This window comes from Asticcacaulis sp. AC466 (assembly GCF_000495815.1).
Taxonomy (GTDB): domain Bacteria; phylum Pseudomonadota; class Alphaproteobacteria; order Caulobacterales; family Caulobacteraceae; genus Asticcacaulis.
Genome location: NZ_AWGE01000018.1, coordinates 98,488 through 112,904, shown reverse-complemented (window position 1 = coordinate 112,904; position 14,417 = coordinate 98,488). Strand labels below are relative to the sequence as shown.

The 14,417-nt window shown below is 56.3% G+C and carries 9 protein-coding genes; 7 read left to right on the top strand and 2 right to left on the bottom strand.

Annotated elements, in window-relative coordinates:
* Window positions 1-132 precede the first annotated feature (132 nt).
* Window positions 133-2,253: a bifunctional rhamnulose-1-phosphate aldolase/short-chain dehydrogenase gene (locus tag AEAC466_RS39220; protein ID WP_023459411.1), complete on the top strand. Its 2,121-nt coding sequence runs from the start codon at window positions 133-135 to the stop codon at window positions 2,251-2,253.
* 38 nt (window positions 2,254-2,291) lie between these two features.
* On the opposite strand, the gene AEAC466_RS39215 is transcribed toward AEAC466_RS39220, so the two are convergent.
* Both AEAC466_RS39215 and AEAC466_RS39210 read right to left on the bottom strand, forming a co-directional pair.
* On the bottom strand, window positions 2,292-2,591 hold the full coding sequence (locus AEAC466_RS39215) for a type II toxin-antitoxin system RelE/ParE family toxin (protein WP_023459410.1): 300 nt from the start codon (window positions 2,589-2,591) through the stop codon (window positions 2,292-2,294).
* Window positions 2,588-2,866 carry a type II toxin-antitoxin system ParD family antitoxin gene (locus AEAC466_RS39210; protein WP_023459409.1) on the bottom strand — a complete coding sequence of 93 codons (279 nt, stop codon included), beginning with the start codon at window positions 2,864-2,866 and terminating at the stop codon, window positions 2,588-2,590. Before AEAC466_RS39210 ends, AEAC466_RS39215 begins: the two co-directional genes overlap by 4 nt.
* Window positions 2,867-3,010: 144 nt before the next feature.
* Between AEAC466_RS39210 and rhaI the strand changes: the two genes are divergently transcribed.
* The 6 genes from rhaI (at window position 3,011) to AEAC466_RS39180 (ending at window position 14,306) form a co-directional block, all read left to right on the top strand.
* Window positions 3,011-4,327, top strand: a complete 1,317-nt coding sequence (gene rhaI / locus AEAC466_RS39205; protein WP_023459408.1) for an L-rhamnose catabolism isomerase — start codon at window positions 3,011-3,013, stop codon at window positions 4,325-4,327.
* Entirely contained in the window at window positions 4,320-5,048 is a 729-nt protein-coding gene (locus AEAC466_RS39200; protein ID WP_023459407.1) for a DUF1961 family protein, read from the top strand. The genes rhaI and AEAC466_RS39200 overlap by 8 nt, the downstream gene beginning before the upstream one ends.
* 98 nt (window positions 5,049-5,146) lie before the next feature.
* Window positions 5,147-6,460, top strand: a complete 1,314-nt coding sequence (locus tag AEAC466_RS39195) for an oligogalacturonate lyase family protein (protein WP_023459406.1) — start codon at window positions 5,147-5,149, stop codon at window positions 6,458-6,460.
* Window positions 6,461-6,787: 327 nt separating this feature from the next.
* A complete protein-coding gene (locus AEAC466_RS39190) occupies window positions 6,788-10,516 on the top strand; it encodes a TonB-dependent receptor (protein ID WP_023459405.1) in 3,729 nt (1,242 codons plus the stop codon).
* A gap of 157 nt (window positions 10,517-10,673) precedes the next feature.
* A complete protein-coding gene (locus tag AEAC466_RS39185; protein WP_031239258.1) occupies window positions 10,674-13,406 on the top strand; it encodes an exo-rhamnogalacturonan lyase family protein in 2,733 nt (910 codons plus the stop codon).
* A gap of 204 nt (window positions 13,407-13,610) precedes the next feature.
* On the top strand, window positions 13,611-14,306 hold the full coding sequence (locus tag AEAC466_RS39180) for an SGNH/GDSL hydrolase family protein (RefSeq protein WP_235074330.1): 696 nt from the start codon (window positions 13,611-13,613) through the stop codon (window positions 14,304-14,306).
* The last annotated feature ends 111 nt before the right edge of the window (window positions 14,307-14,417 follow it).

Genomic DNA, 14,417 nt, shown 5'->3' with positions numbered 1-14,417 from the left:
TGCGATAATTTGGATACGGGGCTTAATCAATCAAAGAGGTTGCAGCAGTCATCGATAATGATCGAAAGAGATTGATTGCCATTGAATCAATCTATACTATCATTTTCAATCATTCCGTATCCGAGGCGCGTCATGTCCGTATCGCAAGAACTCACCTCTCGTCCTGCCGACTCGTCGGCTTTTGGCCCGCCTATGGACCTGTGGGAGCCAGCCGTGGCCGCGACCTTGAGCGATACGGAATGCCTATTGTACCGGTCCAACCTGCTGGGCCGTGACCCAACCCTGACCAACTATGGCGGCGGAAATACGTCGGCCAAGCTTGCCATGCCTGACCCTTTGACGGGGGAGTCGGTTGAGGTTTTGTGGGTCAAAGGGTCTGGCGGCGATCTCGGATCAATGACGCTTGACGGCTTCGCTACCCTTTATATGGACAGGTTGCGCCTTCTGGAGACTCGCTATCGCGGTCGCGCTTTCGAAGATGAAATGGTTGGCTTGCAAAGCCATTGTACTTTTGCGCTCAATCCCCGGCCCGCCAGTATTGACACGCCCTTGCATGCGTTTATCGACCGCCCGCACGTCGATCATCTGCATCCGGACGCGGTCATTGCCATCGCGGCGGCGGGCCAATCGCAAGCCCTGTGCCGCGAGTGTTTCGGCGGCAGCGTTGGCTGGCTGGGCTGGCAAAGGCCCGGCTTTGATCTGGGATTACGCCTGCGGGATGCCCTGAAGAGCAATCCCCATTGGCGCGGTGTAATTCTGGAGGGGCATGGCCTCGTGAGTTGGGCTGACACAAGTGAGGCCTGCTACCGCAACAGTCTGGACCTGGTCGGGCGGGCAGCAGTGTTTATCGCGGCGCGATCAGGTGACCGGCCGACCTTTGGTGGGCAGATCGCGACGCTGCACGCTGAGGCAAGGCGTGACGCCTTCTTTACTCGCATCGTACCTATCCTTCGTGCGGAAATCAGCGCGTCCGGCTGGAAAATTGCGCGCGTCGACACCTCAGCGCCGGTTCTTAAGTTTGTCTGTTCCCGCGATTTTGCGCGCTTGGCTGCGCTTGGTACATCCTGTCCCGATCACTTCCTGCGCACCAAGATCCGTCCGATGGTGCTTGATGCGGACGTGTTGGAAACAGAGGCGGCCGCCGATCATATCGCTCAGGCTGTCCAGCACTATCGTGAGGCCTATGCGGCCTATTATTCGCGATGCCGGCGCCCAGATAGCCCGGCCATGCGCGATTCCGCGCCGGTGGTTATCCTCATTCCCGGCTATGGCATGGTGACGGTGGCTGATGATGCGGCGACGGCGCGCATTGCGGGCGAATATTATATCAACGCGATTCAGGTCATGCGCGGCGCGGAAGCCTTGAGCGCCTACGTAGCGCTCGATGAGCAGGAGGCCTTCAATATTGAATACTGGGCACTGGAGGAGGCGAAGCTCAGGCGCTTGCCTAAGCCCGGGCCATTTGCCGGCCGCGTGGCCTATATCACGGGTGCGGCAGGCGGTATTGGCGGCGCGGTCGCAGAGCAGGTGTTGGCCAAGGCGGGATGCGTTGTTCTCGCGGATATCGATGCAGAGCGGCTAGACGCCGTGTCGTCCGGCCTGGCGCAACGGTTTGGCGCCGATCGTGTACGCGCCATAGCTACAGACGTGACCGAAGAAGGGAGTGTGCAGAGGTCTTTTGATCAGGCGATGCGCGAATATGGCGGGATCGACATCTTTGTCGCCAATGCGGGGATCGCGTCGGCGGCGCCCATCGAAGACACGACGCTCGATATCTGGCGGCACAATTTCGCGGTGTTGTCTGAGGGGTATTTCCTGAGCGTGCGTGAAGCTTTCAAGGTGATGAAGGCTCGGGGCGGATCAATTGTCTTCGTGGCATCTAAAAATGCCTTGGCGGCGTCGGCCAATACATCCGCCTACTCGTCCGCCAAGGCAGCGGAAATTCAATTGGCGCGGTGTCTGGCTCTGGAAGGCGCGACGCATGGTATCCGCGTCAATGTGGTCAATCCCGATGCTGTCATTCGCGGATCGCACATATGGACGGGCGCGTGGCGGCGAGAGCGGGCGGCTGCCTACAATCTCGATGAGGCGGAACTTGAGGATTTCTATCGTCAGCGCAGCCTGTTGAAGCGCTCCGTCTATCCGGAAGATGTCGCGCAGGCTGTGATTTTCTTGTCGAGTGACGCCGCAGGTAAATCGACAGGCAATATAATCAATGTTGACGCGGGCCATGCCGCCTCGTTTACACGTTAGGTATGGGCGTTGACCTTGGGTGATTGGGTGAGGAATGGCTAGGCGTTGGGAAACAGTAAGATCTCGTAGTCCTGTGCACTATGCAAGATAGCATCAATGACGACATGGTCACCGTCAACTGTATAGATGATAACGTAAGACCCGTAGGGCTTGCGGCGGTGACCGTATTTTTCGTAGCGCGGGATCAGAGGGTAGGCCTTGGGATGGTTACCCAACGCGAGCGCAGCTTTGCGCAATTTGCGGATGAAGATCATCGCCTGGCGCGGACTATCCTGTGCGATGTAATCACCAATCTGTTCAAGCGAGGTCTCGGCCTGTGCCGAAAGACTAACCCTCACGGTTCGCCGCTCTCTTGGGCCATCTTTAGGGCCATCGTTGTGTACTTTGCTTCAAGGCGGTCAAAGACGTCTGCTGCCGGCTTGGCGCGACCGGCTTTAACATCGGCGCGACTAAGTTCGAGTGTGGCGTCGAGCGCCGCCAACCTACGCTCGCGTTCCTCTATGATCCGGAGACCTTCACGCACCAATTCGCTTGTGTTGTTGTATCTTCCGCTTTGGACCATCTGCGCAGCGAAGGTCTCAAAGTGGTTGCCAAGATTGACCGTGGTGCCCATAAAAAATCCTCTAATGTATTAATATATAATACCCAGTGTCTGACTGAATGGCAAATGCCTTGTCCTGGGGGCCGCGCCGATATTTGACTTTAGTATGACAAAAAGCATAGGTTGAAGGAAAACAAAGTGGTGCGAGGGAACCCCATGGGATATCTGACCATAGACCGCAAGATGTCGCTGATACCGCCAGAGGTGATCGCCGCGTCGAATGCCAAGCTGATGTCCGCGCACCTGGCCGATTACGATGCGTTGGCCGTGCGTCTGGCGCGAGAAAATATCGATATCGAACACATGGTCGATCGTCTAATGACGCTTCAGGTCGGTTTGCCGAGTTGGGGCATGGTGTCGGGTGGAACCCGGTATGCCCGTTTCCCCCTGCCCGGCGAGCCCAATAACATCTTCGAAAAAATCGAGGATTGCAGTGTTGTGCATCAACTGACCGGCCTGACGCCGCGGGTGTCAGTTCACCTGCCCTGGGACAAGACGGATGACTATTCCGAGTTGCGACAATATGCCGAAACTCTCGGCATCGGGTTCGATGCTATCAATTCCAATACGTTTCAGGACCAGACGGGTCAGGCGCGCTCCTACAAGTACGGTAGTCTCAGCCATTCCAACGCGGCCACGCGCGAACAAGCCGTCCAGCACAATATCGACTGCATCGAGGCCGGTAAGGTGCTGGGTTCCAAAGCCTTGACGGTCTGGATCGGGGACGGTTCCAATTTCCCAGGCCAGAACGAATTTACCGACACGTTGGAACGCTATCTGGAGAGTCTGCAGGGGGTATATGCACATCTGCCCAACGATTGGCGGTTGCTTATCGAGCATAAAATCTATGAGCCGGCATTCTACTCAACCGTCGTGCAGGATTGGGGCACGTCGATCCTGTGTGCGCAACGGCTGGGCGACAAGGCGCAGTGTCTTGTCGATTTGGGTCACCATGCGCCAAACGTCAATATTGAGATGATTGTCGCTCGCCTAGCCATGTTCGGCAAACTCGGCGGTTTCCACTTCAACGATTCGAAATATGGCGACGATGATCTCGATTCCGGGTCTATCAATCCGTTTCAGCTTTTCTTGGTGTTCAACGAACTGATTTCGGCGGAACGGCGCGCTAAAGGACAGTTCGATCCGGCCTATATGATGGACCAGTCGCACAATGTTACAGACCCCATCGAAAGCCTGCTGAATTCGGCGCGGGCGATTGCTGGGGCCTATGTCAAGGCGCTGATCGTCGATCGTGACGCCCTCAAGGGTTATCAGGAGGACAATGACGTCATCATGGCACACAACTGCCTGCGCCTGTCCTTTGAAACCGATGTCCGCCCGGCCCTGGCCATGGCGCGCGTGCGGGCAGGGGGCGCCATCGACCCGATCGCCACCTATCGTGCCTCGGGCTATCGTAGCCAGAAGATGAAGACGCGCCGATTGCGCAGCGATCTAGGCGGTGGCATTGTTTGACCGACGGCGTCTGTTGCTGGGGGCGGCCGGACTTCTGGCTGGACCGGCCGTTGCCGCAGGGGATCTGGTGTATGCCAATCCGCTGAAGCGCCCGTCGGATATTGCGGGGTTTCGGCTAGAAGGAGAGGCCATTGCCGATTTCGATATTGGGCAATTGCGATTACGCAATAGACTGTCGTCTGATCAAGGCCAGGCATCCAACTTTGTCTTTTGGTGCCCGGAAGTCTTACCGGACCACATCGAAATAAGCTGGAACTTCACGGCCCTGGAAGAGCCGGGCCTCTGTATTCTGTTCTTTGCCGCGCAAGGCCTTGTCGGGGCCGAGCGCGTGGACTTGTTCGATACTCGCTTAAAGTCGCGTGCCGGCATCTATGATCAATATACCCAAAGCGACGTTTCGGCATTGCAGATTGCCTATTTTCGGCGCCGCTGGGAAAGCGAGCGCGCCTTCCATCTGTGCAATTTGCGCCGAGCGCCGGGATTCGAACTGCTGGCGCAGGGCGCCGACCCCCTGCCGGATGTCGCCGATGCGACGCCACCCTATCGCATTTGCCTGCGCAAGTCCGGCGCTGACGTTGCTTTTTTTATCAATGATCTGCCGATTTTGAACTGGCGTGGCGATCCGGCCGCGGCCCCGACCAACGGTTACATCGGATTCCGCCAGATGGCGCCTTTATCGGCGATGTACAGCGATCTGGAAGTTCGTCGCCTCGTCACCTGAGCGCGACAAACGTATTGAGCAAAAATGATTCTATGTGATTGATTTTGCCAGAAAGACGTTTAACCTTTATGTCAAACTAGACATGAAGGAAACGCCAGATGAAAAAACGCGACTTTCTGAAAAGCGCTGCGGCGTTGACGACGCTGGCGGCCCTGCCCGTTGCGGTCGCCGAGGCCGCTGAACCCGCTTTGCCGAAGGAATGGATCGATGCGGATACGGGCCATCGGATTATCTGCATCTCGACGGAAGCTGGCTCCAAATCCCTGTATTTCCACGACAACGCCTTTACGCCCGACGGGCGATGGATGGTCTACGATTCGCCGTCAGGCATTATGAAAGTCGACTTGCAAACCTGGGCGGTTACACCGCTGACCGGCAAGGGATACCGCGCGATGATGATGTCGCGCTCTCAACCACGGCTTTACGCACGCAAGACGGGGCGCGAAGCCGACGGTAAGCCGACAGGTGGTGAGATTGTGACCATTGACATGGCAAATGGTGCGATTACGACCATAGCCGCCGACGTTAAGGGCGGTATCATGTCAGTGAACGCCGACGACACGCTGATGGTCGGCACGTGGGCGGAGCGGTCTTACGACCTGCAGCCTGGTCCGAAGGTTGCCGGTACGGATGGGGGGTACAATGCCGTGGGTCCAGACGGCAAGCCCTTGTCGTTTGCGGCCGCAAAAGAAGTGCGCATGGCCGACCGCTTGGCGCAAAACATCCCGATGGAAATCTTCACGCTCAACATTGCAACGGGTGAGCGCAAGGTTGTGACCGCCTCTACCGATTGGTTGAACCACGTCCAGTTTTCTCCGACCGATCCGCAACAGATCATGTATTGCCACGAAGGGCCCTGGCACAGCGTTGACCGGATATGGACCATCCGCACAGACGGGACGCAGAAGCAGAATATCCATAAGCGTACCATGAACATGGAGATCGCTGGTCACGAGTTCTTCAGTTTCGATGGTCAGCGCATTCTCTATGACCTGCAAACGCCGCGCAGCGAGGATTTCTGGCTGGCCAGTTTCGATCTGAAGACGCGGAAACGCATCTGGTATCATATGGACCGAGACGAATGGTCGGTTCATTTCCAGATTTCGCGCGATGGCAAGCTATTTGCCGGCGACGGTGGCGATTCGGAAATGGTTGCTTTCGCCAAGGATGGGAAGTGGCTTTATCTCTTCCGGCCAGACATCATTGAAGACTTGGGTGTGTCCGCGCCCAATGCTGCGGATCTGGTGCGCCCGGGTGTGCTGCGGGCGCAAAAGCTGGTCAATATGGCGCGGCACGATTACCGCACGGAACCCAATCTGCAATTCACACCAGACGGGAAATGGTTGGTGTTTCGCTCCAACATGCATGGGCCCATTCACGTATACGCCGTCGAAGTCACTCCATCTGTGTAATGATTGAATATGAGTGAATGTGATCTTATTGCGGCGTGTCGATGCGATCCCGCCTCTTAATTGGCCTAAATTGTGTCATTTGTGTTACTTTTGGGTCGCAATATGATTGGAATGATGCTATTTAAGCTTAAATTCGGTCACAGTCGTCTTGACTTGTCAAATTCAATCAATGAGGATGTGAGCATTAGACGAAGCGTCTTTTGGGGAGGTGCATAGGATGACCTCTGCGTTTCAAACGTTCCGCGTCTAGCGGGCACAGGGATAAGTCACCGGACGAGCACGCGACAATAAAAAAGAGTGTGTGTTCGACCGCATCAGGAGGAAACTATGAAGATCAGCCATACCAGTCTATTCAGCCGTTATTTGTGCCGCGGCACCGCTATGACGATCGTCACAGTGTTCGCCGGCATGACGCTGACGCAAGCGGCTTTTGCACAGGACGCTGCTCCGGCGGCCGATACGTCTGGCGCCACCGAGGTGATCGTTGTTGGCACACGTGGATCGCAGCGTTCGTCGATTGACCGCAAGAAGAAGGCCAAGACGGCCACGGATTCCATCGTGGCGGAAGACGTCGGCAAATTCCCTGATAGAAATATTGGCGAAGCCATTTCGCGTATCGCGGGGGTCGCCCTGTCCCGTTCGGACTACGGCGAAGGCGAAACGGTTGCCTTACGCGGTTCGACATCTGACCAGGTCAATGTCGAAATCGATGGCCTGGGTGTTCAGGACACCTCCACGACGGGCGGTCTCCAATTTGGCGGAAGTGGTCGCAATAAGGATTTCCGTGAATTTCCGGCGGATTTGATCAAGAGTGTCGACGTGGTGAAGGGCTCCACTGCCGCCATGACCGAAGGCGGTATCGGCGGATCTATCCAGGTCACGTCTCGTACCGCACTGGACTTCAAGAAGCCTTTCCTTTCGCTGCGTTTTGACCAGACACAAAACTCGCTCAGCAAGAAGTGGACGCCAGGTTATAACCTGATTGCCACGCGCAAGTTCATGAATGACCGTTTGGGCATCTTGTTGAATATGTCGCAGTCGAATATTCAGAACGACAATAATGCGATTACCCAGTCTAACGGCGGCACGGGTCTAATGCGAAATTTCACCGCTGCGGGTTCCGGCAATGTTGTGGGTACGGCGGCGGTCGATTTAGATAATTCACCCAATAAAACCTTTACATTTAACCCTTCGACCCTCTCTGGCGCGGGCATCAACACGGTGTTCGGAAACGGCAGCACGGAAACACCTCTGTCGCTGTTGACAAAGTCTGCGGCCGCCGCAACCAAAGCCGATTGTTACGCGGCGTTCCCGCTCCTGACTGGCAACTCGGCCGCAACGGCGCAGCGCACCAACGAACTAATGACATGCTTGAATCAATGGGGCGATTACACGCCTTCGCTCATTCGTTACTTCGTCCGCCAGAATATCGAAATGCGTCAGACGATCGATCTGCGCGCCGACTATCGCGTCAATGATGATCTCGATGTTTTTGTTCGCGGAACATTTAACCATCGTAAAAACCATGACACACAATTGACGTACAACGTCGGTGGCATCAACTTCAATCCATCAGGGCAGATCAGCATTCCCGCTAACGGTGGCAATCCCGCCTATAATGGTGTCGCTTATCTTGATACCGCCGGCGTACGAAATGCGGTGCCGAATTCCGGTTACTACATCTATGACGGGATCAGTCTGGGTGGGTCCGTTGCGCCAAATAATGCGGCTGCATCGGCGAACGGCGTCCGTGGTGTGGCCGTCAACCTGGTTCCCGATTCGTTGGTCTTTGACGACAGTCACCATCTCATTTCAGGCACTATCACCGACGGCGCAATCAGCACCGACCAGATCCAGAACGTCAATGATATTCGATCCAGTTATATTTCGACTGGCTTTGATTTTCACCGCGGCCCGTTTACAGCCAAAGGCATTTTCGGGCGGTCTGAGTCGGAATATAGTCGCTACGACTACCGTATAAATCCGGGGCTGACCTACACCTACGGCTCTGCAACGATTTCGCGCAGCGATGGCGGGCTTTGGAGCATTGCCTATCCGTCCAGTCTGCAAAACAGTGATCCGTCTCTCTACACGGTTACAAGGCCAGTGGCAACGACACGCGGCGCCTGTACGCCGAGCGCCACTAACCCTTGCGTGCCAGGACAGATGGGGGCCTACACAGCCGCCCAACAGCCATGGGTAAGCTTCAATGTCGGCATTCAGATGTCGCCACGCTTGTCCGAGACGTCTGAAAACACGGCTCGTGTTGATTTGGCCTATAATTTTGAGAACAAGGTTCCCTTTTTCAAAAATGTTTCGTCGGGTTTCAACGCCCGCGAATATACCAGTACCGGCTGGGGCGGCGGTGGGCGCACGGTTGTTCCCGCTTCGCCTGGCGTGACGCCGGTTGTCATCGCACGTTCTACTTTACGTAGCGTTGTGCGCGCCTGTGACGATACCAAGTATGGTGCGGCCGGGACTTCAGCACCCGCCGGTGCCCTGCCTTGTAACTACGGTTATCTGGCCAATACTGATCTTGGGACTAACCACGAAGGGACGTTCACAATGCGTCCTCAAGACCTGCAGAATATTCTGGGCCAAGTCTTCCTGCCGCCCACGAACCAGTTTTTCGCTGGCTATCCGGACCGCGGCAATTTGATTGACGGTTGGTCCCAGATCGATGTGCAGAAGTTCTACAATCTGATCCAGGAAGCATCCAAAACGGCAGCTTACAGCGCGGGCGGCGATCCGCTCAAATATTACAACTTTGATTGTGTCAAGGTATGTATGGCCAGCGATGGCAAGATGTATGACATGCTGAAATCGCAGGCGAATGAAAAGACGTTTGCGGCCTATTTCATGACCGAATTCGAGCAGGAACTGCCGTTTGACATGCTCTTCAACGGTAATATGGGCGTCCGTATGGTCAAGACGGAGGTGAATGGAACTGGCACGACGAATATCGTCGCCCGTCGGTGCAATAGCTTGGCGGATTGTACCCCGTCGACTCTGAATAATGCCACTACCACCTATACGGCTAACAATATTGTATCGGTTCAAAACGAAACCACCGACTGGATGCACAGCTATAATTATAATCTGTGGGTTTTGCGCGATAAGCTGGTGGCGCGTTACTATTCCGGTAAGGTCATCGCGCGTCCTGGGTTGAACTATCTTTTGCCGGGGGGGCAGTGCGAGATTGACCAACGAAAAGATCAGTCGGATGCGGCAGAGGCTTGTACCACTTTCGGCAATCCTGCACTTAATCCGTTTATTTCAAACAACCACAATTGGAGCCTCGAGTGGTATCCGAATAGGGATACGCAGTTCTCGTTCGCCGTATTCAAGAACGATATCAAGTCCGGCGGTGTCTCCACGCAAGGCAACAATACCGGTAAACTATTGGCCGGTACAGGCGCGATAGACCCGATTACCGGTAAGGATGTATCCAACGAAGACTATACTTATACCACGTACGTCAATTCCAACGCCTTTGTGCGTCGAGGCAAGGAATATGCCTTCAAGACGGCATTTACCTTCCTGCCGTGGAAGCTCAAATACCTTGGCATGGATGGAAACTATGCAACCATCGAGTCTTCCACGACCCAGGGAGGTATCCGCGACCCGAACAGCGGCGACCTGATGCCGCCGGTTGGCGAGCCAAGCTACTACGCCAACCTCTCCTTGTGGTACGATGACGGTCGCACCACTGCGCGTCTCGCCTGGCAGGGCCGTTCAGATAGCTTCAACTGTATCTCTTCCTGCGGCGTGACGACTGGGGCTAACTATCCTGGCGACGGCTATCAGACCGTACGTCTGCCTTACAACCCGGGCTCTCCAACCTATACCGCAGAATCTCAGTATCTTGATTTCAAAATCAATCATAAGCTGAATGAGCATGCCGAAGTCTTTGTGCAGGCGACCAACATCCGCAAGGAGAAGGCCAAGCTGACCACTCAAGGCTCGTACCTGACCTATAGCGACGGTGTCGAATCGATCATGGAAGTCGGTTATGCCGGCTACCGGGTTACCACTGGCTTTACCCTCCGCTACTAGTAAACGCGTTCCTCCCTGAAACTCTTGCGCCAGCTCTTTTACGGAGCTGGCGTTTTTTCTGCATTATGATCAAGATTGACTTATTTTGCGCAATCGTGTTCATTTCATCGTCGTGTGGCGCGCCGGGGAGCGCTCACTTATCATCGCGAGGAAATTTATGTCCGACTTGTCCCGGCGCCAATTGCTTCTTCACGCGGCTGCTGCTGGCGTTCTTGCGTCTAGCGCAGCGACGGTAGTCGCCAAGCCTACGAAGGCGTCAGCTCCCGATACCGTGGCGCACTGGCTGGACGGTGATGCTCCGATCCATTTTGAAGGCGGTGCCTTTGGGGTGCCTTGGCCGCGCGGTGCGGTCAATGCGAACGCAGCCTTCAGCCTGAGTTCGTCCAGTGGTGAACTGGCCGTTCAGTCCTGGCCGGCGGCCTATTGGCCGGACGGTTCCTTGAAATGGTCCGGCCACGCAGTGGTGTCGTCGTCGGCACCGGCGAAGGCTTATAAGCTGACGCTTGGTGCGGGAGTTGCGCCGCAGGCGCCGGTGAGTATTAAGCAGAGTGCGCAGGCTGTTATCATCACGTCGGGGGATCTGACCTGGACGATCCCAACCGCCGGGTCCCAATTGGTCGCATCGGCCACGCGGGCGGGTAAGCCCGTCATGGGCGCTGTCGGCTTGACCTGCCTGTGTCAGGGCGCGGCATCGCTGGATGAGGCCGAAACGGTGACTCAGACTCGTTATCAAGGCACGGTTACAAAGCTTACCGTCGAGCAGAGCGGTCCCGTGCGCGCAGTCATCAAACTGGAAGGCAAGCATGTCGGGAATGGTCGCGAATGGCTGCCCTTTACCGTCCGCCTCTATGCCTATGCCGGGGCGGAAAGCCTGCGCATTGTCCATAGCTTCATATTCGATGGCGATAACCACAAGGATTTCATCCGCGGACTGGGTCTGACGGCGGCCGTGCCGATGTCTGATGCGCCCCATAACCGCCATGTGCGGTTTTCCGGCCAGGACAACGGGATTTGGGGGGAGGCGGTGCGCCCGCTGACCGGTTTGCGCCGCGACCCTGGCAAGGCTTTCCGCGAGGCGCAGATCGCTGGGCGTGCCGTACCCGATATATCCGGTATGCAGCAAGGGGTTGGGCAAGGGCTCGATACTATCCCGACCTGGAGCGACTTTACCTTGTCTCAGTCCAATGCCGATGGGTTCAGCCTTCGCAAGCGGACCCAGGCCGGCCAAGCCTGGATAGACGCGGCCGGAGATCGCCGCGCGTCGGGCTTTGTTTATACCGGTGGGGCAGGTGGCGGCGTGGCCCTGGGTCTAAAGGATTTCTGGCAAAGAGCACCGACCCGGCTTGATATCCGCGATGCGGTGACCGACATGGCCAGCGTCACGGCATGGCTATGGTCCCCCGATGCGCCGGCCATGGATATGCGGTCTTACCGCCCCGTCTGGGGTATGGATACCTATGACAAGCAGAATGCCGGGCTCAATATCACCTATGAAGACTATGAACCCGGATATGACACGCCTTACGGCATTGCACGGACAAGCGAACTGACCCTTTGGGCCCTGGCGTCGACACCGGACCGCGAGCGCCTGGCGGCTATGGCTAGCAATGTAGCTGAGGCGCCGCGTCTGATAGTGTCGCCTGAACGTTTGCTCGCCGCTGATGTTTTTGGTGAATGGACCGTACCGGATTCATCGACGCCCGTTAAGGCCGCGATCGAAAACCGCTTTACCTACCAGCTTGACTACTATCTCAGCCAGATCGAACAGCATCGCTGGTACGGGTTCTGGAACTATGGCGACGTCATGCACGCCTACGATGCCGATCGCCATGTTTGGCGTTATGATATTGGTGGGTTCGCGTGGGACAACTCCGAGCTCTCCACCGACATGATGATGTGGTACGGCTATTTGAGGACAGGCCGCGCCGATGTCTTCCGCATGGCCGAAGCCATGACCCGGCATACCGGTGAGGTCGATGTCTATCATCTGGGGCCATACAAGGGTTTCGGGACCCGTCATGGCGTGCAGCATTTCAGCGATTCGTCCAAGCAGCCCCGCGTCAGCAACGCCGCCTATCGCCGCTTCTACTATTATCTGACCACCGATGAACGCGTTGGCGACCTGATGCGTGACCTGATCCATTCCGAAGAGTCTTTGCAGACAGTCTTTATTGAGCGCAAGGTGGGCGCCAAGGGAGGGAGCGGCCTGGGCATTCGCCAACGTATTCCCGGCACGGTCGATTGCGCCTTTGGCACCAGCTGGGGCGCGTTCCTGCCGGCATGGCTGACCGAATGGGAGCGTACGGGGGATACCCAATGGCGTGACCGCATTCTCAACGGCATGAACTCAATCGCCAAAATGAAATATGGCTGGTTCGCCGGCGGTGCGCCCTTCGACCTGAAGACCGGTAAGTTCCTTGGTGCAGGGGACAAGGTCAGCGTCTCCCATCTGAACGGCGTGTTCGGCGTGTTTGAAATCCACATGGAGTTGTTCAAGCTTCTGGATGTACCGGCTTATAAAAAAGTCTGGCTCGATTACTGCAAATATTACAATGCTCCAGAAGCTGAAATCGCCGCTTTTTTGGGCAGCGTGCCGAAGGGACGGTCGTTACGCGAAGCCCATTCACGCTTTACCGCCTATGCGGCGCGTGAATTGAAAGATCCCGCCCTGGCCAAACGCGCCTGGCAGGAATTTTTGCAAGGGGAGGGGCGACCGACGCGGCTTCGCCCAGAAACCCAGAGGGTCGTTGGACCGAACGTCTTGCACGCCGTCGATGAAGACCCGCAAGTGTCGACCAATGGCGCGGCGCAGTGGGCCATGGCGGCGATCGGAAACCTTGCCCTCGTGGGCGATACGGCCGAAACCTATGGCGCCGAATTTGTGAAATGAATGGTCGCTACGCTGTCGACCTTGTGTCTTTTAGGCATAACTAGATCAAAGAAGAGAAAGACTGATAAACATCAGGATGTTGCCATGAAAATTTCACGTCGCTTATGCATTGCCGGGCTTGGCGTTGTCATCGGACTTTTCGCGTCGCCTGTAATGGCACAAACGCTGAAACCGATACGTATCATCTTGGTCGGGGATTCAACCATGACCGACAAAAGCGGATATGGGTTGGGGTTCTGCGCGCAATTTCGTCCAGAAGTCACCTGTATTAATGCGGCGCGCGGTGGGCGCAGTTCGAAAAGTTATCGTGTCGAAGGCCTGTGGGACAAGGTGATGAGCCAGGTCACCGATCGCCAGGGATTTCAGGCGACCTATGTATTGATTCAGTTCGGCCATAACGACGGGTCGTCCAAGCCGGAACGCCACACCAATATCGAGACGGAGTTTCCCGTCAACATGCGCAACTACGCTCGTGATGTTGTTAAGGCTGGCGGCGTTCCGGTCCTTGTCACACCGCTGACTCAGCGCCATTTCAGGAACGGTCGCGTCAATCCGGATCTTTTGCCATGGGCGACGGCGACCCGCTTAGTCGCACGCAGCGAAGGCGTGGCCTTGATGGACCTCAATGCAGAAAGCTATGCCGCCGTCCAGGCGATGGGGTTGCCCGAATCCAATTCCCTGGCAGGCCAGCCTATTCCTCAGAATATTCTCGATACCCAGGACACAGGCACCTCCGTGCCGGCGATCTTTACCGATGCGTCCCAAGCCGATAGCTCGGTCAAGCAAGCCTTTGACTATACGCACGTCGGTCCCAAAGGCTCCGCCTTTTTTGGACGCATGGCCGCGGACTTACTGGTAAAGGCGCAGCCCGCCCTCCGCGTATATTTTCAAGGATCTTGAGGTAATTGGTTGCCTCTGGCGCGATTGAAGAGCAGAGCGCCGCCGATCATAAAGAATAGCCGGCACGAAGGGGGATAATTCGTGCCGGCTATGAGCGCGCGTTCGCCGTTT